14 protein-coding genes are annotated in these 20,301 nt (G+C 68.6%); 11 read left to right on the forward strand and 3 right to left on the reverse strand.

Going from position 1 to position 20,301, the window contains the following annotated elements; genetic code table 11:
* Position 1 precedes the first annotated feature (1 nt).
* Positions 2-1,411, reverse strand: a complete 1,410-nt coding sequence (glnA, locus tag DK254_RS25530; RefSeq protein WP_109936055.1) for a glutamate--ammonia ligase — start codon at positions 1,409-1,411, stop codon at positions 2-4.
* A 332-nt stretch (positions 1,412-1,743) separates the two neighbouring features.
* On the opposite strand from glnA, the gene thiI reads away from it, so the two are divergent.
* From thiI to DK254_RS25580, 9 genes are all read left to right on the forward strand, one after another.
* Positions 1,744-3,249 carry a tRNA uracil 4-sulfurtransferase ThiI gene (gene thiI, locus DK254_RS25540; protein WP_109936056.1) on the forward strand — a complete coding sequence of 502 codons (1,506 nt, stop codon included), beginning with the start codon at positions 1,744-1,746 and terminating at the stop codon, positions 3,247-3,249.
* Between the two features lie 130 nt (positions 3,250-3,379).
* Entirely contained in the window at positions 3,380-5,200 is a 1,821-nt protein-coding gene (gene typA / locus DK254_RS25545; protein ID WP_109936057.1) for a translational GTPase TypA, read from the forward strand.
* 217 nt (positions 5,201-5,417) lie between these two features.
* The gene (locus DK254_RS25550; RefSeq protein ID WP_109936058.1) at positions 5,418-9,023 is read left to right on the forward strand and encodes a DUF2339 domain-containing protein; all 3,606 of its coding nucleotides are present in this window, start codon (positions 5,418-5,420) and stop codon (positions 9,021-9,023) included.
* Positions 9,020-10,384, forward strand: a complete 1,365-nt coding sequence (locus DK254_RS25555; RefSeq protein ID WP_109936059.1) for a DUF3999 domain-containing protein — start codon at positions 9,020-9,022, stop codon at positions 10,382-10,384. Before DK254_RS25550 ends, DK254_RS25555 begins: the two co-directional genes overlap by 4 nt.
* 134 nt (positions 10,385-10,518) lie before the next feature.
* On the forward strand, positions 10,519-12,435 hold the full coding sequence (estP, locus tag DK254_RS25560) for an esterase EstP (protein ID WP_109936060.1): 1,917 nt from the start codon (positions 10,519-10,521) through the stop codon (positions 12,433-12,435).
* A 380-nt stretch (positions 12,436-12,815) separates the two neighbouring features.
* On the forward strand, positions 12,816-13,826 hold the full coding sequence (locus tag DK254_RS25565) for a class 1 fructose-bisphosphatase (RefSeq protein ID WP_109936061.1): 1,011 nt from the start codon (positions 12,816-12,818) through the stop codon (positions 13,824-13,826).
* Positions 13,826-14,434, forward strand: coding sequence for a DUF924 family protein (locus DK254_RS25570; protein WP_109936062.1), 609 nt, complete (start codon positions 13,826-13,828; stop codon positions 14,432-14,434). The genes DK254_RS25565 and DK254_RS25570 overlap by 1 nt, the downstream gene beginning before the upstream one ends.
* A gap of 69 nt (positions 14,435-14,503) precedes the next feature.
* The gene (bamE, locus tag DK254_RS25575) at positions 14,504-14,758 is read left to right on the forward strand and encodes an outer membrane protein assembly factor BamE (protein ID WP_109936063.1); all 255 of its coding nucleotides are present in this window, start codon (positions 14,504-14,506) and stop codon (positions 14,756-14,758) included.
* A 1-nt stretch (position 14,759) separates the two neighbouring features.
* Complete coding sequence (locus DK254_RS25580; RefSeq protein ID WP_109936064.1) at positions 14,760-15,314, forward strand: lipocalin family protein; 555 nt, start codon at positions 14,760-14,762, stop codon at positions 15,312-15,314.
* Between the two features lie 281 nt (positions 15,315-15,595).
* On the opposite strand, the gene DK254_RS25585 is transcribed toward DK254_RS25580, so the two are convergent.
* A complete protein-coding gene (locus DK254_RS25585; protein ID WP_109936065.1) occupies positions 15,596-16,960 on the reverse strand; it encodes a formimidoylglutamate deiminase in 1,365 nt (454 codons plus the stop codon).
* A 257-nt stretch (positions 16,961-17,217) separates the two neighbouring features.
* Between DK254_RS25585 and hutC the strand changes: the two genes are divergently transcribed.
* Together hutC and DK254_RS25595 are read left to right on the forward strand one after the other, a co-directional pair.
* Positions 17,218-17,928 (forward strand): histidine utilization repressor, encoded by a 711-nt coding sequence (hutC, locus tag DK254_RS25590; protein ID WP_109937300.1) that lies wholly within the window; start codon positions 17,218-17,220, stop codon positions 17,926-17,928.
* A complete protein-coding gene (locus tag DK254_RS25595; protein ID WP_109936066.1) occupies positions 17,925-18,515 on the forward strand; it encodes a HutD family protein in 591 nt (196 codons plus the stop codon). The genes hutC and DK254_RS25595 overlap by 4 nt, the downstream gene beginning before the upstream one ends.
* A 36-nt stretch (positions 18,516-18,551) precedes the next feature.
* Here DK254_RS25595 and hutH read toward each other — a convergent pair whose 3' ends face one another.
* Complete coding sequence (gene hutH, locus DK254_RS25600; protein ID WP_109936067.1) at positions 18,552-20,081, reverse strand: histidine ammonia-lyase; 1,530 nt, start codon at positions 20,079-20,081, stop codon at positions 18,552-18,554.
* Positions 20,082-20,301: the final 220 nt, after the last annotated feature.

Genomic DNA, 20,301 nt, shown 5'->3' on the forward strand with positions numbered 1-20,301 from the left:
ATCAGACGCTGTAGTACAGGTCGTATTCCAGCGGGTGCACGAAGGTGCGCACCTTGATTTCTTCCTCGGACTTCAGCTCGATGTAGGCATCGATGAACTCGTCGGTGAACACGCCGCCCTTGGTCAGGAACGCGCGGCCCTTGTCGAGTTCTTCCAGCGCCTCTTTCAGGCTGCCGCAAACCTGCGGGATCTCTTTCGCCTCTTCCGGCGGCAGGTCGTACAGGTTCTTGTCGGCGGCGTCGCCGGGGTGAATCTTGTTCTGGATGCCGTCCAGGCCGGCCATCAGCAGCGCGGCGAAGGCCAGGTAGGGGTTGGCGGCCGGGTCCGGGAAGCGCGCTTCGATGCGGCGGGCTTTCGGGCTGGAGACGTAGGGGATACGGATCGAGGCGGAACGGTTGCGGGCCGAGTAGGCCAGCATGACCGGGGCTTCGAAGCCCGGGACCAGACGCTTGTAGGAGTTGGTCGACGGGTTGGTGAAGCCGTTCAGGGCCTTGCCGTGCTTGATGATGCCGCCGATGAAGTACAGGGCGGTGTCGGACAGGCCGGCATAGCCTTCGCCAGCGAAGGTGTTCTTGCCATCCTTGGAGATGGACATGTGCACGTGCATGCCCGAGCCGTTGTCGCCGTACAGCGGTTTCGGCATGAAGGTCACGGTCTTGCCGTAGGCGTCGGCGACGTTGTGCACGCAGTACTTCAGGGTCTGGACTTCGTCAGCCTTGGCGACCAGGGTGTTGAACTTCACACCGATTTCGTTCTGGCCGGCGGTGGCGACTTCGTGGTGGTGAACTTCGACCACCAGGCCCATTTCTTCCAGGGCGTTGCACATGGCGGTACGGATTTCGTGGTCGTGGTCGACCGGCGGTACCGGGAAGTAGCCGCCCTTCACGCCCGGGCGGTGGCCCTTGTTGCCGGTTTCGATGTCGGCGTCGGTGTTCCAGGAAGCCTGCTCGGAGAAGATCTTGAACATCGAGCCGGAGATGTCGGACTTGAACTTCACTTCGTCGAAGATGAAGAACTCCGGCTCCGGGCCGACGAACACGGTGTCACCGATACCGGTGGACTTCAGGTATTCCTCGGCGCGCTTGGCGATGTTGCGCGGGTCGCGCTCGTAGCCTTGCATGGTGCTCGGCTCGATGATGTCGCACACCAGGATCAGGGTCGGCTCTTCGGTGAAGGGGTCGAGCACGGCGGTGCTGTCGTCCGGCAGCAGGATCATGTCGGAGGCTTCGATGCCTTTCCAGCCGGCGATGGAGGAACCGTCGAACATCTTGCCGGCTTCGAAGAAGTCATCGTCCAGCGCGTCGCGGGCCGGCATGGTGACGTGCTGCTGCTTGCCTTTGGTATCGGTGAAGCGCAGGTCTACCCACTTCACGTCATGGTCTTTGATCAGTTGGTGCGACTTGTACGACATGCTGTCCTCCAGGAGGGATTAGAGCTGGGAGCTTTCTGTGCCCCAGTATCGGGTGATGCCGGCCGGAATACTCCGCCAGGGCAACCTGCCTCACAAGAGAGCAAGTAGCGTGCCAGTGCCCGATTTTGGACAGAGCCCCGCGCTACAGGGCTTTGCGCACGGTACCGGGCGTGAATGGCGGAATTGTTGCACCGATTTGGTGCTGCATAATGGTGCATGAGTCCATTTTGGTGCACTAAAAAGATTCTGCACGTGGTTGCTCAAGTCTTGAGCAATTTCGGGTATAATTCTGCCCCTTTTTTTCGTCCCTTCGGGCTTGCGCCTTTTCTCGCATGAAACTCATCGTCAAGGTCTTCCAGGAAATCACCATCAAGAGCCGGCCGGTGCGCAAGCGCTTCATTCGCCAGTTGGCGAAGAACATCCGCACCGTGCTGCGCGACCTGGACCCGCAACTGCTGGTCGAGGGCGAATGGGACAACCTGGAAGTGGAAACCCGGGTGACCGACGCCAAGGCGCTGCGCGAGATGATCGAGCGCCTGACCTGCGTGCCGGGCATCGGCCACTTCCTGGAAGTGCACGAATACCCGCTGGGCGACTTCGACGACATCCTCGAGAAGTGCAAGCAGCACTTCGGCCACCTGCTGCCCGGCAAGGTCTTCTCCATGCGCTGCAAGCGCGCCGGCAAGCACGCCTTCACCTCCATCGACGTGGAACGCTACGTCGGCGGTGGCCTGCGCCAGCACTGCGGCGCGGCGGGCGTGTCGCTGAAGAACCCGGAAGTGCAGGTGCGCGTGGAAATCCGCCACGACCGCCTGTACGTCATCCACGCCCAGCACGAGGGCCTGGGCGGCTACCCGCTGGGTGCCCTGGAGCAGGTGTTGGTGCTGATGTCCGGCGGCTTCGACTCCACCGTGGCGGCCTACCAGATGATGCGCCGCGGCCTGATCAGCCACTTCGTGTTCTTCAACCTCGGCGGCCGCGCCCACGAGCTGGGCGTGATGGAAGTGGCCCACTACCTGTGGGAGAAGTTCGGCCGCTCGCAGCGCGTGCTGTTCGTCAGCGTGCCCTTCGAGGAAGTGGTCGGCGAGATCCTCACCAAGGTCGACGACAGCTACATGGGCGTGACCCTCAAGCGCATGATGCTGCGCGCCGCCAGCCGCGTGGCCGAGCGCCTGGAGCTGCACGCGCTGGTCACCGGCGAGTCGATCTCCCAGGTGTCCAGCCAGACCCTGCCGAACCTCTCGGTGATCGACCGGGTGACCGACACCCTGGTGCTGCGCCCGCTGATCGTCAGCCACAAGCAGGACATCATCGACACCGCGACGAAGATCGGCACCGCCGAGTTCGCCAAGCACATGCCCGAGTACTGCGGCGTGATCTCGGTGAACCCGACCACCCAGGCCAAGCCCTACCGCGTCGATCACGAAGAGACCAGGTTCGACATGGCCGTGCTCGACCGCGCCCTGGAGCGCGCCACCCAGATGACCGTCGACCGCGTCATCGACGAGCTGGGCAAGGACCTGCCGGTGGAGATGGTCGACGAAGTGCTGCCCGGGCAGATCGTGGTCGACATCCGTCACCCCGACGCCCAGGAAGACGAACCCCTGGCGCTGGAAGGCATCGAAGTGCTGGCCATGCCGTTCTACGCGATCAACAGCAAGTTCAAGGAACTGGACCCCAACCGCCAGTACCTCCTGTTCTGCGACAAGGGCGTGATGAGCCGGCTGCACGCTCACCACCTGGTCAACGAAGGGCATACCAACGTGCGGGTATACAGGCCCGTTGGGCAGCCGCAAGCTGTAAGCGGCAAGCTGCAAGAGCAGAGCGAACGGTCATGAGAACCTGCCATATTCGCCGCAGCGCGCGGCGCCGTCGGCATCCACCCGACCTCTGGCCTGCGCACCCTTTCCAACGCTTTTACTTGCAGCTTGCGGCCTGAAGCTTGCCGCTCTCTTTTAGGAAAACACCGTGATCGAAAAACTCCGCAACATCGCCATCATCGCCCACGTCGACCATGGCAAGACCACCCTGGTGGACAAGCTGCTGAAGCTGTCCGGCACCCTCGACCGCAAAGAAGCGGAATCCGAGCGCGTGATGGACTCCAACGACCAGGAAAAGGAACGCGGCATCACCATCCTGGCGAAGAACACCGCGATCAAGTGGAACGGCTACAACATCAACATCGTCGACACCCCCGGCCACGCCGACTTCGGTGGCGAGGTGGAGCGCGTGATGAGCATGGTCGACTCCGTGCTGCTGGTGGTCGACGCCCAGGACGGCCCCATGCCGCAGACCCGCTTCGTGACCCAGAAGGCCTTCAAGGCCGGCCTGCGCCCGATCGTCGTGGTCAACAAGATCGACCGTCCGGGCGCCCGTCCGGACTGGGTCATCGACCAGATCTTCGACCTGTTCGACAACCTCGGCGCCACCGATGAGCAGCTCGACTTCCCGATCGTCTACGCCAGCGCCCTGAACGGCATCGCCGGCATGGACCACGAGAAGATGGACGACAACATGGACGCCCTGTTCCAGGCGATCATCGACCACGTCCCGGCCCCGGTGGTGGACACCGAAGGCCCGTTCCAGATGCAGATCTCGCAGCTGGACTACAACAGCTTCCTCGGCGTGATCGGCATCGGCCGCATCACCCGCGGCAAGGTCAAGGCCAACACCCCGGTGGTGGCGGTCAGCGACGACGGCAGCAAGCGCAACGGCCGCATCCTGAAGATCATGGGCCACTCCGGCCTGCAGCGCGTGGAAGTAGCGGAAGCCGAAGCCGGCGACATCGTCTGCGTCTCGGGCATGGAAGAACTGTTCATCTCCGACACCCTGTGCGACCCGCAGAACGTCGAGGCCCTGCCGCCGCTGACCGTCGACCAGCCGACCGTGAGCATGACCTTCCAGGTCAACGACTCGCCGTTCGCCGGCAAGGAAGGCAAGTTCGTCACCAGCCGCAACATCAAGGAGCGCCTGGAGAAGGAACTGCTGCACAACGTGGCCCTGCGCGTCGAGCAAGGCGACAGCCCGGAGAAATTCAAGGTCTCCGGCCGTGGCGAGCTGCACCTCTCGGTACTGATCGAAACCATGCGCCGTGAAGGCTTCGAGATGGCCGTGGGCCGTCCGGAAGTGGTGATCATCGAGAACGAGGCCGGCGAGAAGCAGGAGCCCTACGAGAACGTCACCATCGACATCGAAGAGCAGCACCAGGGCTCGGTGATGGAACAGATGGGCCTGCGCAAGGGCGACCTGAGCAACATGATCCCCGACGGCAAGGGCCGCGTGCGCCTGGAATACACCATTCCGGCGCGTGGCCTGATCGGCTTCCGCAACAACTTCCTGACCCTGACCTCGGGCACCGGCATCCTGACCTCGACCTTCAGCCACTACGGCCCGATCAAGGCCGGCGAAGTCAGCAACCGCCAGAACGGCGTACTGGTCTCCATGGCCACCGGCACCGCGCTGACCTACTCGCTGGAAACCCTGCAAAGCCGCGGCAAGCTGTTCCTCGGCCCGGGCGACGAGATCTACGAAGGCCAGCTGGCCGGCATCAACAGCCGCGACAACGACCTGGTGATCAACCCCACCAAGGGCAAGAAGCTCGACAACATGCGCGCTTCGGGCAAGGACGAAGTCATCGCCCTGGTTCCGCCGATCCGCTTCACCCTGGAGCAGGCGCTGGAATTCATCGCCGACGACGAGCTGGTGGAAGTGACGCCGAAATCCATCCGCCTGCGCAAGAAGCTGCTGAACGAGAACGACCGCAAGCGTTACGAGCGTAGCAAGGTCTAAGTCCAAGAGCGGCTGCAGGCCTCAAGCGGCAAGCTGCAAGCGAAAGACAAAGGCCCCGTCGGAGCGATCCGGCGGGGCCTTTTGCCTTGTCTGTGGCTGGCGGCCCGGCGCTGGCGTCATATCCTGTGGAATCAGGGTGCCTGCGCCGCGTGGGGCGATATACTCGGAGCCTTGCGCGCCGCTGGATGGGGGCGTTTCCCTTCAAGGATGTGAATGCATGCAATGGATTTTCATGCTGATCGGCCTGGTGCTGGGCGCTGCCTGGGACGAGTCGATCACCGATGGGTTGCTGGGGGCCGGGCTGGGGCTGCTGTTCGGCCAGGCGCTGGTGCTGCATGGGTTGCAGCGGCAGAACGCTGCGCTGCGCCGCCAACTGGAGCAGTTCGCCGAGCGGTTCGAGGCGGGCACCGAGGCGCTGTACCAGCGCCTGTTGCGCCTGGAGCAGGGCGGGGGCGGGCCGGTTTCGCCGCCTGCCGAGGCCGTGGAGCCTGTCGTTGCGCCCGAGGCGCCGGCCGTCGCCGAGCCGGAGCTGGAATGGGAGATCGAGCTGCCCGAAGTGCCGGCTGCTAGCCCCGCTGCACCGGACTGGTCGTTGCAGCCCCGGGAGCCTCTGCCGGCCCCGGTCCCGCCTGTCGTCGAAGCCCCCGTCGTACGTGAAGTCTCGGCCTGGGAGGCCGAGCCGGCTGCGCCGTCCGGCCCGACCTGGTTCGACCGTGCCCTTGGCGCGGCGCGTGACTGGCTGTTCGGCGGCAATACCGTGCTGCGCGTTGGCGTGCTGCTGCTGTTCCTTGGCCTGGCCTTCCTGCTGCGCTATGCCTCCGAGCGCGTGGTGGTGCCCGTGGAGCTGCGCTACATGGGCGTGGCCGCCGCCGCCATCGCCCTGCTGGGCCTGGGCTGGTGGCTGCGGCACAAGCGCGCGACCTACGGCCTGCTGTTGCAGGGCACCGGCATCGCGGTGCTGTACCTGACGGTGTTCGCCGCCATGCGCCTGCATCCCTTGCTGACACCCGGCCAGGCCCTCGGCCTGCTGGTGGCGGTGACGGTGTTCTCCGCCGTGCTGGCGGTGCTGCAGGATGCGCTCGGCCTTGCCGCCGCGGCGGCCCTGGGTGGTTTCGCCGCGCCCATCCTGACGTCCACCGGCGCCGGCAACCACGTCGCGCTGTTCAGCTACTTCGCCCTGCTCAACGCCGGCATCTTCGCCATCGCCTGGTTCCGCGCCTGGCGCCTGCTCAACCTGATCGGCTTCTTCGGCACCTTCGGCATCGGCTTCGCCTGGGGGCTGCGTTCCTACACGCCGGAGCTGTTCGCCAGCACCGAGCCCTTCCTGCTGCTGTTCTTCCTGATGTACGTGGCCATCGGCCTGCTCTTCGCCCGCCGCCGCCTGCGCGAGGCCGCCGGGCTGGAGGAGGGCGCCGGGCGCGACGAGACGCTGCGCTGGTCGCTGCGGCAGACCGACTACGTCGACGGCACCGTGCTGTTCGGCGCGCCGCTGATCGGCTTCGGCCTGCAGTACGCGCTGATCCGCCACCTGGCGTTCGGCCCGGCGTTCAGCGCCCTCGCCCTGGGGCTGTTCTACATGGGCCTGGCGCGCCTGCTGGCCGGGCGCACCGCCGGCCGCGCCCTGCTGCTGGTGGAAGCCTGCCTGGCGCTGGGCGTGGTGTTCGGCAGCCTGGCCATCCCGCTGGGCCTGGATGCGCGCTGGACCTCGGCGGCCTGGGCCGTGGAGGGTGCCGGCATCTACTGGCTGGGCCTGCGCCAGGGGCGGCGGCTGGCGCGGATGTTCGCCCTGCTGCTGCAGGTGGGCGCGGCCATCGCCTTCCTGATGGGCCTGCGCCCGGGTGTGGATAACCTGCTGGACGGCGCGCCGCTGGGCGCCCTGATGCTCGGCGTGGCGCTGCTGTTCAGCTACTGGCGGCTGCGCCGCCACGGCGACGCCGGCCTCTGGCCCTGGGAGCCGCGCTGCCAGCCGCTGCTGGCGGTCTGCGGCCTGGCCTTCCTGTACCTGATCGCGCCGCTGTGCTTCGCCGTGCCGGGTACCGCCATGGCCTGGGCCCTGGCCGGCCTGGCCACGGTATTCGCCGGCCTGCGCCTGGGTTCGCGGACCTTCCTGTTCTGCGCCTTCGCCGTGCAACTGCTGGGCGGCGCGCTGTTCCTCGCCGACCTGCAGGCGGCCGACGGCGGCGCCGGCGTGCTCGGCAGCGGCTGGACCGGCCTGTTCGGCGCCAGCCTGATCGGCCTGGCGCTGATCGCCGGGATGATCCTCGCCGCGCGCGACCCGCTGGTGCTCGACGACCACCGGCTGATGCTCGGCCTGAGCGCCGTGCTGCTGGCCGGCCTGGCCTTCGTCAACCTGGCGGTGTTGTTCGTGCTGCCCTGGCGCAGCGCCGCGGCGGTGTGGGCCGGCAGCGGCCTGCTGATCCTCTGGCTGAGCCTGGCCCTGCAGCAGCGCGCCAGCTTCCTGTTCGGCCTGCTGCTGCAGGTGTTGGGCGGCGCGGCGCTGCTGTTCGGCGGCTCGACGCTGTTCGCCGGGCTGTCCGGCGAGGGCCTGACGCCCCTGGCCCATAGCGGCTTCTGGTGCCCGGCGGTGCTGGCCCTGGCGGCGCTGGTGGGCGCCTGGCGCCTGCACCGGGCGGGGCAGGGCGGGCAGGCGCTGCAACTGGGGGCGCTGACCCTGGAGCGGCTGTCGCAGCTGCTGCTGGCCTGGGGCGCCGGCTGGTGGGCGCTGACCGCGCTGTGCGAGATCGCCCGCTTCGTCCCGGCGCCGCGGCGCGAGCACGTCGCCCTGCTGGTGGCGGCGCTGAGCGTGATGCTCTGGGCCTTCGTCGCCCGCCGCGAGCCGTGGCGGGCCCTGGCGCTCGCCTGCCTGGCCCTGGCGCCGTCGGGCGTGCTGGCGCTGGCCAGTGCCTGGCACCTGGAATACCAGCCGCTGGGCGAACTGGGCTGGCTGGGCTGGGGCGCGCTGTTCGTCGCCCACTTCTGGTCGCTCCGGCGCCTGGAGCCGGTGCTGCCGGCGCTGCCCCTGCGCGGCGCCCACGTCCTCGGCTGCTGGCTGTTGCTCGCGGTGCTGGCGCTGCAGCTGCGCTACCTGTTCCTGGCCCTGGCCGAGCACTACAACGCCTGGCGCTGGCTGGGCTGGGCGCTGGTGCCGAGCGCCTACCTGATCCTCATGGGCGCGCGCCGTAGCCTGCCCTGGCCGGTGGCGGCCTTCCCTCGCGAGTACCGCGCCCTGTCCGCGGCGCCGGTGGCCGTGGCGCTGCTCGGCTGGTTCTGGCTGGTCAACCTGGTCAGCGACGGCGCCGCGCAGCCGTTGCCCTACCTGCCGCTGCTCAACCCGCTGGAGCTGGGCATGCTGATCGTGCTGGCGGCGATCTTCCTGTGGAGCCGCGAAGGGCTGCCGCCGCTGGGCCTGCCCGGCGAGCAGGTGCGCCTGCCAGCCCAGGCGCTGCTGGGCGCCTCGCTGTTCGCCCTGCTGACCATGGCGGTGTGCCGCACCGCGCACCACTGGGGCGGCGTGCCCTTCGCCCTGGAGCCGCTGCGCGAGTCGATGCTGGTGCAGGCCGGGCTGTCCATCGTCTGGACGCTGATCGCCCTGGGCCTGATGGTCGGCGGCCACCTGCGCGGGCGGCGCGACCTGTGGATGGTCGGCGCAGCGCTGATCGGCGTGGTGGTGGTCAAGCTGTTCTTCGTCGAACTGGGCAACAGCGGCAGCCTGGAACGCATCGTTTCCTTCATCGGCGTCGGCGTGCTGCTGCTGGTCGTCGGCTATTTCGCCCCGCTGCCGCCGCACCGCGGGCAAGGGCAACAGGAGCAACCCCCCGCATGAAGCTGGCTTCCCTCATCCTCTGCCTGGCCGCCGGGCTGGCCCAGGCCGCGGAAAACCCCGCCGACTACCCGCAGCAGGTGCCCCTGCGGCTGCAGGGCGAAGGCCCCTGGTACCGCCTGCAGGTGCCGATAAGCGTGCAACTGGCCGCCGCCCATGCCGACCTGCGCGACCTGCGGGTGTTCGACAAGGAAGGTGAGGCGCTGCCCTATGCCCTGAGCGCGGCAGCGGCGCAGGGCAGCAGCACCGCCCATGAGGCCGTGGCCCGGCTGTTCCCGCTGTACGGCGCCGAAGCCGACCCCGGCCAGCAGCCCGGCCTGCGTATCCAGCGCAGCACCACCGGCACCCTGGTGGAAGTACTGCCCGACGCGGCCCCCACGCCGACGGGCGAGCGGCGCAGCGGCTGGCTGCTGGATGCCGGCGAGGCCGACTTCCCCTTCGAGCGCCTGGCCCTGGACTGGAGCAGCGAGGCCGAGGGCTTCCAGCACTTCCGCATCGAGGCCAGCGACGACCTGCTGCACTGGCGCAGCTGGGGCGACGGCCAGCTCGCCCGGCTGAGCTTCAACGGCGAGCGCATGGACGTCAGCGACGTGGCCCTGCCCGGGCAGAAGGCGCGCTATCTGCGCCTGTCCTGGCCGAGCGGCGGCACGGCGGTGACGCTCAAGGGCGCGCGCCTGCTGGGCCGCACCGACCAGGCCGCGAGCACGCCGCTGGTGTGGTCCGAGCCCATCGCCGGGCGCCGCGAGCAGGACGGCAGCTACCGCTGGGACCTGCCCCTGGCGCTGCCGCTGGAACGGGTACGCTTCGAGCTGGACCCCGCGGCGCAGCGCCTGATGGCGCCGGTGGCGCTGTCCGCGCGCACTGCGACGGGGCAGGGCAGCCGGGACGACTGGTACCCGCTGGCCCGCGGGGTGCTCTACGACCTGCCGGTGGACGGCCGCCAGGTGCGCCAGGACGAACTCTTCCTCGCCGGCCAGCCGGTGCGCCAGCTGCGCCTGGTCACCGACGAGCGCGGTACCGGCCTGGGCAGCGCGGCGCCGAACCTGCGCGTGGCCCTGCGCGCCCGCGAGCTGGTGTTCCTGGTGCGCGGCAGCGCGCCCTACCAGCTGGCCCTGGGCAAGCGCGACGCCACCTCGGCCAGCCTGCCGCTGGGCGTGCTGATCCCCGGCTACCAGCCGGACAAGCCGGCGCGGATCGGCCAGGCCAGCCTGGACGGAGCCCTGCAGGCCGCCCCGGCGGAAGCGGCCGTGGCCGGCGCCGGCGACTGGAAGCGCATCGGCCTGTGGGCCGTATTGCTGGGCGGGGTGCTGTTGCTGGGCGGGATGGCCTTCAGCCTGTTGCGCGGGCAGCGCGCCGGCCAGTGAGCAAATACCGGGAAATGGAGAAATTACGCCAGCTTATGTAGGGAAATGCGTCAAGAACGCTACTCTGCGCGATTGTTCTGATACTGTTATCGCCGTTGCACTCTACCTATAAGAACAAGCATGGAGTCAGCTGTATGATCAAACAGGTGCTTTCCCCTCTGGCCGCCGCCTGCCTGCTCGGCATCGCCGGCCAAGCCCTAGCGTCCCCCTCCCCGTATTCGACCATGGTGGTGTTCGGCGACAGCCTCAGCGACGCCGGCCAGTTCCCCGATGCCGACGGCCCCGCCGGCGCCTCCACCCGCTTCACCAACCGCGTGGGCCCGACCTACCTCGACGGCAGCGGCGAGGTCTTCGGGCCCACCGCGGCAATGATCCTCGGCGGCAAGCTGGGCGTCGCCGCCGGCGACCTCGGGCCTTCCACCTCGCTGGTGAACGCCGCCGAAGGCCTGCCGGACGGCAACAACTGGGCGGTGGGGGGCTACCGTACCGACCAGATCTACGACTCCATCACCGCTGCCGGTGGCTCGGTGGTCAGCTCCGGCAGCGAGACCCGTACCCGCGACGGCTACCTGGTCGGCCGCGTCGCCGACCCCAACGCGCTCTACTACCTCACCGGCGGCGGCAACGACTTCCTGCAGTTCCGTATCACCGACGATCCTTCCGCCCGCGCCGCCGCCGGGCGCCTGGTGGACAGCGCCCAGGCCCTGAGCCAGGCCGGCGCGCGTTACATCGTGGTCTGGCTGCTGCCCGACCTGGGCCTGACCCCGGCCACCAACGGTACCGTCCTGCAGAGCTTCGGCACCCAGCTCAGCGGCATCTTCAACGAGGAATTGGTGAGCCAGCTGGCCAGCAGCGGCGCCAACGTCATCCCGCTGAACATCCCGTTGATGCTCAAGGAGGTGCTGGACGATCCGGCCGCCTTCGGCCTGGCCGCCGACCAGAACCTGGTGGGCACCTGCTTCAGCGGCAACAGCTGCCCGGAAAACCTGACCTACGGCCGTAACGGCAGCAACCCCGACCCGACCAAACTGATCTTCAACGATGGCGTGCACCCGACCATCGCCGGCCAGCGGCTGATCGCCGACTACGCCTACTCGATCCTGTCCGCGCCCTGGGAGGCCACCCTGCTGCCGGAGATGGCGCTGGGCACCCTCAACAGCTTCCAGGACGGCATCCGCAGCCAGTGGCTGGCCGACTGGGGCGACTGGCAGGGCGTGGGCCAGTGGCGCGGCTTCGTCAGCGGCGGCGGCCAGCACCTGGACTACGACGACCAGGACAGCGCCGCCGATGGCGACGGCTTCGGCTACAACCTCAACCTCGGCGGCAGCTACCGCATCGACGATGCCTGGCGCGTCGGCGTCGCCGCCGGCTTCTACCGGCAGAAGCTGGAGGCCGACGCCGAGGATTCCGAGTACAAGCTCAACAGCTACCTGGGCAGCCTCTTCGTGCAGTTCCAGCAGGACCGCTGGTGGGCCGACGCCGCGGTGACCGGCGGCTATCTCGACTACGAGGATGCCAACCGCAAGTTCGCCACCCCCGGGGTGACCATCGAGGAGAAGGCCGACACCGACGGCAACCTGCTCGCCTTCAGCGGCCGGCTCGGCTACGACATCGCCCAGGGCGGCGAGGCCTGGCACCTGTCGCCCTTCGTCAGCGCCGACTGGGCGCGGGTGAAGGTGGATGGCTATGCCGAGGATGGCGGTGACGCCGCCTCGCTGGCGTTCGACGAGCAGAACCGCTATTCCCGGCGCCTGGGCGCGGGCCTGCAGGGCAAGTTCGCCTTGTCGGCGCAGACCCAGCTGTTCGGCGAGGTGGCGGTGGAGCGCGAATATGCCGACGACACCCGCAACATCGGCATGAACCTCACCAGCCTGCCGGACATCGGCTTCACCCTGCAAGGCTACACCCCGCAGAGCCACCTGCAGCGCGCGACCCTGGGCTTCGCCCAGAAGCTGACCCCGGAACTCTCGCTGCGTGGCGGCTACAGCGCGCACCGCAGCGACGACGACCTGCAGCAGGGCATCAGCCTGGCCCTGAGCCTCGATTTCTGAGGCGGCGTTCGGAAGCGCGACTGTCTTGCAGGCGAGGTGCTCTTCGTAGGATGGGTTGAGCGAAACCCATGCGGCCGTGGCGATGGGTATCGCTTCGCTCAACCCATCCTGCGACGGCGTTCCTGCTCCTTGTATGGCTTGCTCGCGAACCTGCTCCGCTGCGGACCATTCGCGAGCAAGCTCGCGCCTACGAAAGCCCCGGTGGGCTGCCCTCGACCACCGGGGCGCCCATGGCAGCGACTGACGGCCGCAGCACAGAGGGAACCGACCACCGGCGGCGCGCTCCAAGCTCAGGACGGACGCGCCGCACGGGAGGCGGCGCGGTCGATTCCACGCTAGAATGCGCGCAGTTTTTTCCTACCTCTCCCCGGAGTCCTTCCATGTCCCGCGTTACCCTCAGCCGCTACCTCATCGAGCAGACCCGCAGCCACAACACCCCGGCCGACCTGCGCTTCCTCATCGAGGTGGTGGCGCGTGCATGCAAGGAGATCAGCCATGCCGTGTCCAAGGGCGCCCTGGGCGGTGTGCTGGGCAGCATGGGCACCGAGAACGTGCAGGGCGAGGTGCAGAAGAAGCTGGACGTGATGTCCAACGAAATCCTCCTGGAAGCCAACGAGTGGGGCGGCCACCTGGCCGGCATGGCCTCCGAGGAAATGGACAACGCCTACCAGATCCCCGGCAAGTACCCCAAGGGCGCCTACCTGCTGGTGTTCGACCCGCTGGACGGCTCCAGCAACATCGACGTCAACGTCTCGGTCGGCACCATCTTCTCGGTGCTGCGCTGCCCCGAGCAGCACCTGAGCCAGAACGACAGCCTCAACGAGCAGGCCTTCCTCCAGCCGGGCACCAGGCAGGTCGCCGCCGGCTACGCCATCTACGGCCCGCAGACCATGCTGATGCTGACCCTCGGCGACGGCGTCAAGGGCTTCACCCTGGACCGCGAGCTGGGCAGCTTCGTGCTCACCCACGACAACATCTGCGTGCCGGAAAGCACCGCCGAGTTCGCCATCAACATGTCCAACCAGCGCCACTGGGAAGCCCCGGTGCAGCGCTACGTCAGCGAACTGCTGGCCGGCAAGGAAGGCCCGCTGGGCAAGAACTACAACATGCGCTGGATCGCCTCCATGGTGGCCGACGTGCACCGCATCCTCACCCGCGGCGGCATCTTCATGTACCCGCGCGACGCCCGTGAGCCGGAGAAGCCCGGCAAGCTGCGGCTGATGTACGAGGCCAACCCGATGTCCTTCATCATCGAGCAGGCCGGCGGCGCCGCCACCAACGGCACCCAGCGCATCCTCGACATCCAGCCGGATTCGCTGCACCAGCGCGTGGCCGTGTTCCTCGGTTCGAAGGAAGAGGTCGAACGCGTCACCGGCTACCACCAGGCCTGATGAGCGCGCTACCCGCCTGGCAGGCGTTGCTCGACTGGTGGTTCGGCGACGCCCTGCGCGCCAGCGACGTCGCCGCCCAGCGCAACGGCCTGTGGTTCGGCAAGAGCGCCTGCGAGGACACGGCCTCGGACAACCGTTTCGGCGGCCTGGTGCGCCAGGCCCTGGATGGCGCTCTGGCCGACTGGGCCGGCTCGGCCCAGGGCTGGCTGGCGCTGATCCTGCTGCTGGACCAGCTGCCGCGGATGATCTTCCGCGACACGCCGCGCGCCTATGCCGGCGATGCCCGCGCCCAGGCGCTGGTGCGCCGCGGCCTTGCAGCCGGGCTGGACCGCCAGCTGCAGCCGATCGAGCGGGTCTTCGTCTACCTGGTGCTGGAGCATGCCGAGGACCTGGCACAGCAGGAACAGGCCGTGGCCGCCTTCGCCGCGCTGCACGAACAGGCCGATGAGGTGGACAAGGCGCTGTTCGCCGACTTCCTGGACTACGCCGAGCGTCACCGCGAGGTGGTCGCGCGCTTCGGCCGCTTCCCCCACCGCAATGCCATCCTTGGCCGCGAGTCCAGCGCCGGGGAAGTCGCCTTCCTCAAGGAACCCGGCTCGCGTTTCTGACTCCAAGGGTGCGTTTCGCGTGGCCTGTGCCACGCTTGTCCAACGGACCATCCGACAATGGAGTTGCCCATGTCCTTCCGCCGTATCGCCCTGATCGCCGTCTGCATCGCCATGGCCGCCTGCAGCAAGCTCAACCAGGAGAACTACTCCAAGCTCAAGCCCGGCATGGCCAAGGCGGAGGTGGAGGCCCTGCTCGGCAAGCCCACCGAGTGCTCCGGCGCGCTGGGCGTGTCCAGCTGCACCTGGGGCGACGACAAGACCTTCATCAGCGTGCAGTACGCCGGCGACAAGGTGCTGATGTTCTCCGGCCAGGGGCTCAAGTGAGATGAACGCCGCGCTGCGGGTGCTCGTGGCGCTGCTCGCGCTGGGCGGCGGCGCCGGGCACGCCGAGGAGCGGCCGCAGACCATGCAGGTCGACCCGCAGCGCTACGCGGGCACCTGGTACGAGCTGGCGCGCAAGCCGATGTTCTTCCAGCGCGCCTGCCTGCAGTCCGAGGCCCACTACCGCGTGCGCGCCGACGGCAGCATCGGCCTGCTCAACCGCTGCCGCACCGCCGATGGCAGCTGGAAGCAGGTGACCGGCACGGCCACCCCGCAGGTGCCGGGCAGCACCGATGCCTTCTGGGTGCACTTCGACAACTGGGCGTCGCGCCTGCTCCCCGGCGTGGTGCGCGGCGACTACCGGGTGATCTACGTCGACGCGGACTACCAGACCGCCCTGGTCGGCAACCGCGATCGCGACCACCTGTGGCTGCTGGCGCGGCAGACCAGCCTGTCCGAGGCGACGTTGCGCCGTTTGCTGGCTGAGGCTAATCGCAAGGGGTATGACACGAGCGATCTGATCTGGCGGAGCAAGGATAGTGCGATAGCGGGGAATTGAGGGATGGATGTTTTGTGGGGGGTGGTGTCTGCCGGTAACGTAGGCGCGCTACTTGACCTCCGCTCCCTCTCCCTAACCCTCTCCCTGAAGGGAGAGGGGACCGTTGGGCAGGGTTGGGGATTCAGGAGTCAGCCGGCAGCTCCGGTGGTTTCCAGCTGAAACCATTTCTTCTCTCGGCACGGACAAGCCCCCTCTCCCTTCAGGGAGAGGGCTGGGGAGAGGGAAAAGAGGTTGGCCAAAAGATAAAACCACCGGCAGCCCTCGTCACCGGCCACCCCCCATCAACCCAACAACTCCCGCAACACCCCCGCGAACTCCCCGGCACTGCGCTCTTCCAGCGCATGCCGGCGCTCCCGCACCACCCACTGGCCGTTGACCATTACGTCGCGCACCTGGCGGTCGCCGCCGGCGAACAGCCAGCGGTTGAGCAGGGTGTCGGGGGTGGCGGTGGCCAGGTAGGGGTCGTTGCCGTCGAGCACCAGCAGGTCGGCGCGGCGGCCCGCGGCCAGTTCGCCCACCGGTTGGCCCAGGGCCTGGGCGCCGCCTTTCAACGCCGCTTCGTAGAGCGTCTGGCCGACGTTGGGCTGGTCGCCGCGGTACAGGCGGTTGCGCTTCTGGTCGCGCAGGCGCTGGCCGTACTCCAGCCAGCGCAGTTCCTCCACCACGCTCAGCGACACGTGGCTGTCCGAGCCGATGCCCAGGCGCCCGCCGCGGGCCAGGTAGTCCACCGCCGGGAAGATGCCGTCGCCCAGGTTGGCCTCGGTGGTCAGGCACAGGCCGGCCACCGCGCCGCTGGCGGCCATGGCGGCGACCTCGTCGGGCTCGGCGTGGGTGGCGTGGACCAGGCACCAGCGGCCGTCCACCTCGATGTTGTCGTACAGCCACTGCAACGGCCGGCGCTTCGACCAGGCCAGGCAGTCGTCGACTTCCTTCCGCTGCTCGGCGATGTGGATGTGGATGGGGCTTTCGCTGCTGTCGGACTCCAGCACCTCGGTGATCTGCTGCGGCGTCACCGCGCGCAGCGAGTGGAAGCACAGGCCGACGCGCTGCGCCGGTTGCGCCGCCAGGCGTGGCTGCAGGCCGTGGATCAGTTCGAGGTAGGCGTCGGTGCCGTTGATGAAGCGGCGCTGGCCCTCGCTGGGCGCCTGGCCGCCGAAGCCGGAATGGCTGTAGAGCACCGGCAGCAGGGTCAGGCCGATGCCGGCCTCGCGCGCGGCCTGGCTGATGCGCAGCGCCAGCTCGGCCGGCTCGGCGTAGCGCTGGCCGCCCTGGTCATGGTGCACGTAGTGGAATTCGGCGACGCCGGTGTAGCCGGCCTTGAGCATCTCGATGTACAGCTGGCGGGCGACCACCTGCAGCTGTTCCGGGGTGATGCGGCCGACCAGGCGGTACATCAGCTCGCGCCAGGTCCAGAAGCTGTCGTTGGGGTTGCCGGCCACCTCGGCCAGCCCCGCCATGGCGCGCTGGAAGGCGTGCGAGTGCAGGTTGGGCATGCCCGGCAGCACCGGCCCATGCAGGCGCTCGGCGCCCTCTCCGGTGGCGTTGGCCTCGACCCGGGTCAGCAGGCCGTCGGCGGAAACCTCGAAACGGACATCGCGCGCCCAGCCGCTGGGGAGCAGGGCGCGTTCGGCGAACAGGGCAGGCATGCTGGGGTCCTCGCAGGGCTCTTCGAATTTGTATATACATATACAGACGTTTAGGATGGCCGTAAACTACGAGACGCGCCCGGCGGTCGCCACGGGGCTTGTATGCACCGGTCGATTCCGGTACATGCCGGAGGACAAGAGCGCATCGCGCCGCTGCCTTCCCGCCACTGCCCACCGTCGCCACGACAAGGAGTACTCCCGTGCCCGCATCGTCCACGCCCACCCCGCCCGCGGAGGGCTCCTCGCTGGCCTCGCAGATGGGCGAGCTGCCCGCCCCGCTGTACGCGCGGGTGAAGCAGATGATCGTCCAGCAGATCCAGTCCGGCGCCTGGCCGCCGCACCACCGGGTACCCTCCGAAAGCGAACTGGTCAGCGAGCTGGGCGTCAGCCGCATGACCATCAACCGCGCGCTGCGCGAGCTGACCAACGACGGCCTGCTGGTGCGCATGCAGGGCGTGGGCACCTTCGTCGCCGAGCCCAAGGGCCAGTCGGCGCTGTTCCAGGTGCAGAACATAGCCGAGGAAATCGAAGCCCGCGGCCACCGCCACCATTGCGTGGTGGTGCGCCTGGAAGAGGAGAAGGCCAGCGCCGAGCGCGCCCTGGCGCTGGACGTGCGCGAGGGCCAGCGGGTGTTCCATTCGCTGATCGTGCACTACGAGAACGACGTGCCGGTGCAGATCGAGGACCGCTACGTCAACGCCGCGGTGGCCCCGGACTACCTCAAGCAGGATTTCTCCGGGCAGACGCCCTTCGCCTACCTCACCCAGGTGGCGCCGCTCAGCGAGGGTGAGCACGTGGTCGAGGCGGTGCTGCCCGGCCCCGAGGACTGCAGGCTGCTGAGCATCGACCGCCACGAGCCCTGCCTGCTGATCCGCCGGCGCACCTGGTCGGGGCGCAACACCGTGACCAGCGCGCGCCTGCTCTACCCGGGCTCGCGCTACCGCCTGGAAGGACGCTTCTCTTCATGAACCACCGCCTGTTGCGGGCTGCCGACTACCCGGTGATGCCCTGGAAGAACGGCGCGGGCAGCACCCGCGAAATCCTCCGCGACGCCGGCGACGGCCTGGAGGGCTTCGGCTGGCGCCTGTCCATCGCCGACGTCGGCGCGCCGGGGCCGTTCTCCGCCTTCGCCGGCTACCAGCGGGTGATCACCGTGCTGGAAGGTCAGGGCATGCGCCTGACCGTGGACGGTGTGCCGTCCCGCGAGCTGCACGCCCTGGACGCTTTCGCCTTCGATGGCGCCAGCGCGGTGGACTGCGAGCTGCTCGGCGGCGCCATCCGCGACTTCAACCTGATCTACTCGCCCGCGCGCTACCGCGCCCGCCTGCAGTGGCTGCGGGTGCAGGGCGAGCTGGCGCTGTTCGGCAGTGCCGCCATGGTCCTGCTGTTCAATGCCGGTGAGGCTGCCGTGGCCCTGCGCCGCGATGGCCAGGCCCTGGGCAGCCTGGCGCGCCAGGACTGCCTGCAGGTGGAAAGCGATGGCCGCCTGGCCGAGTACCGCCTGGCGTCCGCCGGCGCGGCGGACGTCTGCCTGATCGAGCTCGAGCCGCGCTGAAACCGGCGCCTGCCGCCAGGGCGGGCGCCGCCTTCCTCAGCCGTACAGCCGCGAGTAGTCCAGCCAGCGGCTGAGCGCACCTTCCTCCACCCAGGCGCGGGCCGCGGCGATGTCCGGGGCGAAGTAGCGGTCCTGGTCGTAGGCCGGCACCTGGGCGCGGATCATCTTCAGCACCTCCTGCAACTGCGGCGAACTCTGCAGCGGCGCGTGGAACTCTACGCCCTGGGCGGCGGCCAGCAGCTCGATGGCGACCACCGCCGAGCTGTTGCCGGCCATGTCCTGCAGGCGGCGGGCGGCGAAGGTGGCCATGGACACGTGGTCTTCCTGGTTGGCCGAGGTCGGCAGGCTGTCCACCGAGGCCGGGTGGGCCAGGGTCTTGTTCTCCGAGGCCAGGGCCGCCGAAGTCACCTGGGCGATCATGAAGCCGGAGTTGAGCCCGCCCTCCTTGACCAGGAACGCCGGCAGGCCGGACAGCGCCGGGTCCACCAGCTGGGCGATGCGCCGTTCCGACAGCGCACCTATCTCGGCGATGACCAGGGCCAGCACGTCGGCGGCCATGGCCACCGGCTCGGCGTGGAAGTTGCCGCCGGAGAGCACGTCGCCGTCGGCGCTGAACACCAGCGGGTTGTCCGACACCGCGTTGGCCTCGCGCAGGAACACCCCGGCGGCGAAGCGCAGGTGGTCGAGGCAGGCGCCCATCACCTGGGGCTGGCAGCGCAGGGAATAAGGGTCCTGCACGCGCTTGCAGTCGATGTGCGACTGGTTGATCGCGCTGTCGTGCAGCAGCTCGCGGTAGAAGGCCGCCACGTCGATCTGCCCGGGCTGGCCGCGGACCGCCTGGATGCGCGCGTCGAAGGGCACGTAGGAGCCCTTGAGCGCCTCCACCGTCAGGCTGCCGGCGATCACCGCCGAGACGAACAGCTTCTCCGTCGCGAACAGCCCGCGCAGGGCCAGGGCGGTGGACACCTGGGTGCCATTGATCAGCGCCAGGCCTTCCTTGGGCCCCAGCACCAGCGGCTGGCAGCCGGCGATGGCCAGGCCCTCGCTGGCCTCCATGACGCGGCCCTGGTGGCGCACCTGGCCAACGCCGATGAGCGTCGAGGACATGTGCGCCAGCGGCGCCAGGTCGCCGCTGGCGCCCACCGAGCCCTGGGACGGGATGCACGGGTAGACGCGCGCCTGGTAGAGCTTGAGCAGGGTGTCGATCACCGCCATGCCCACGCCGGAGAAGCCGCGGGCCAGGGAGCCGATCTTCAGCGCCATGATCAGCGCCACGCTGGCGTCGTCCAGCAGCGGGCCGGTGCCGGTGCAGTGCGACAGGATGAGGTTGCGCTGCAGGGTGACCAGCGAATCCTCGGGGATGGAGGTGCGCGCCAGCAGGCCGAAGCCGGTGTTGATGCCGTACACGGTGCGCTGGTTGGCGATGATCTGGCTGACCGTGCGGGCGCTGTTCTCGATGTTCGTCCGGCAGGCTTCATCCAGTTGCAGCGCGGGTTGCCGCTGGTGGATGGCGCGCAGTTGGTCGAGGGAAAACTGGCCGGGGGTGATCTGCAGGGTTTCGGACATGACGGCTCCCGTGTTCCGGAGTGTTACCGCGCTCGGCGGCGAGACTATCTATTCCTGTATATACAAGTATGAGCAATAAGCGAGCCAGCCCGCCCGGCCGGCAGGCGGCGGCGCCAGCCTCTGCGAGAAGGCCGGGCGGAACGTCCCCGGCCGGGGAATGAGGAAGGGCGGTGGCAGCCCCCGGAAATGAGGCGAGCTGTAACGGCCAGGCGTTACCGAA

Source organism: Pseudomonas sp. RW407, from assembly GCF_003176655.1.
Taxonomy (GTDB): domain Bacteria; phylum Pseudomonadota; class Gammaproteobacteria; order Pseudomonadales; family Pseudomonadaceae; genus Pseudomonas; species Pseudomonas delhiensis.

What these genes read in the sequence shown, in the direction of transcription:
- glnA (WP_109936055.1), bottom strand. Translation starts at nt 1,411, where the DNA reads ATGTCGTACAAGTCGCACCAACTGATCAAAGACCATGACGTGAAGTGG.
- thiI (WP_109936056.1), top strand. Translation starts at nt 1,744, where the DNA reads ATGAAACTCATCGTCAAGGTCTTCCAGGAAATCACCATCAAGAGCCGG.
- DK254_RS25550 (WP_109936058.1), top strand. Translation starts at nt 5,418, where the DNA reads ATGCAATGGATTTTCATGCTGATCGGCCTGGTGCTGGGCGCTGCCTGG.
- DK254_RS25555 (WP_109936059.1), top strand. Translation starts at nt 9,020, where the DNA reads ATGAAGCTGGCTTCCCTCATCCTCTGCCTGGCCGCCGGGCTGGCCCAG.
- estP (WP_109936060.1), top strand. Translation starts at nt 10,519, where the DNA reads ATGATCAAACAGGTGCTTTCCCCTCTGGCCGCCGCCTGCCTGCTCGGC.
- DK254_RS25565 (WP_109936061.1), top strand. Translation starts at nt 12,816, where the DNA reads ATGTCCCGCGTTACCCTCAGCCGCTACCTCATCGAGCAGACCCGCAGC.
- DK254_RS25570 (WP_109936062.1), top strand. Translation starts at nt 13,826, where the DNA reads ATGAGCGCGCTACCCGCCTGGCAGGCGTTGCTCGACTGGTGGTTCGGC.
- bamE (WP_109936063.1), top strand. Translation starts at nt 14,504, where the DNA reads ATGTCCTTCCGCCGTATCGCCCTGATCGCCGTCTGCATCGCCATGGCC.
- DK254_RS25580 (WP_109936064.1), top strand. Translation starts at nt 14,760, where the DNA reads ATGAACGCCGCGCTGCGGGTGCTCGTGGCGCTGCTCGCGCTGGGCGGC.
- DK254_RS25585 (WP_109936065.1), bottom strand. Translation starts at nt 16,960, where the DNA reads ATGCCTGCCCTGTTCGCCGAACGCGCCCTGCTCCCCAGCGGCTGGGCG.
- hutC (WP_109937300.1), top strand. Translation starts at nt 17,218, where the DNA reads ATGGGCGAGCTGCCCGCCCCGCTGTACGCGCGGGTGAAGCAGATGATC.
- DK254_RS25595 (WP_109936066.1), top strand. Translation starts at nt 17,925, where the DNA reads ATGAACCACCGCCTGTTGCGGGCTGCCGACTACCCGGTGATGCCCTGG.
- hutH (WP_109936067.1), bottom strand. Translation starts at nt 20,081, where the DNA reads ATGTCCGAAACCCTGCAGATCACCCCCGGCCAGTTTTCCCTCGACCAA.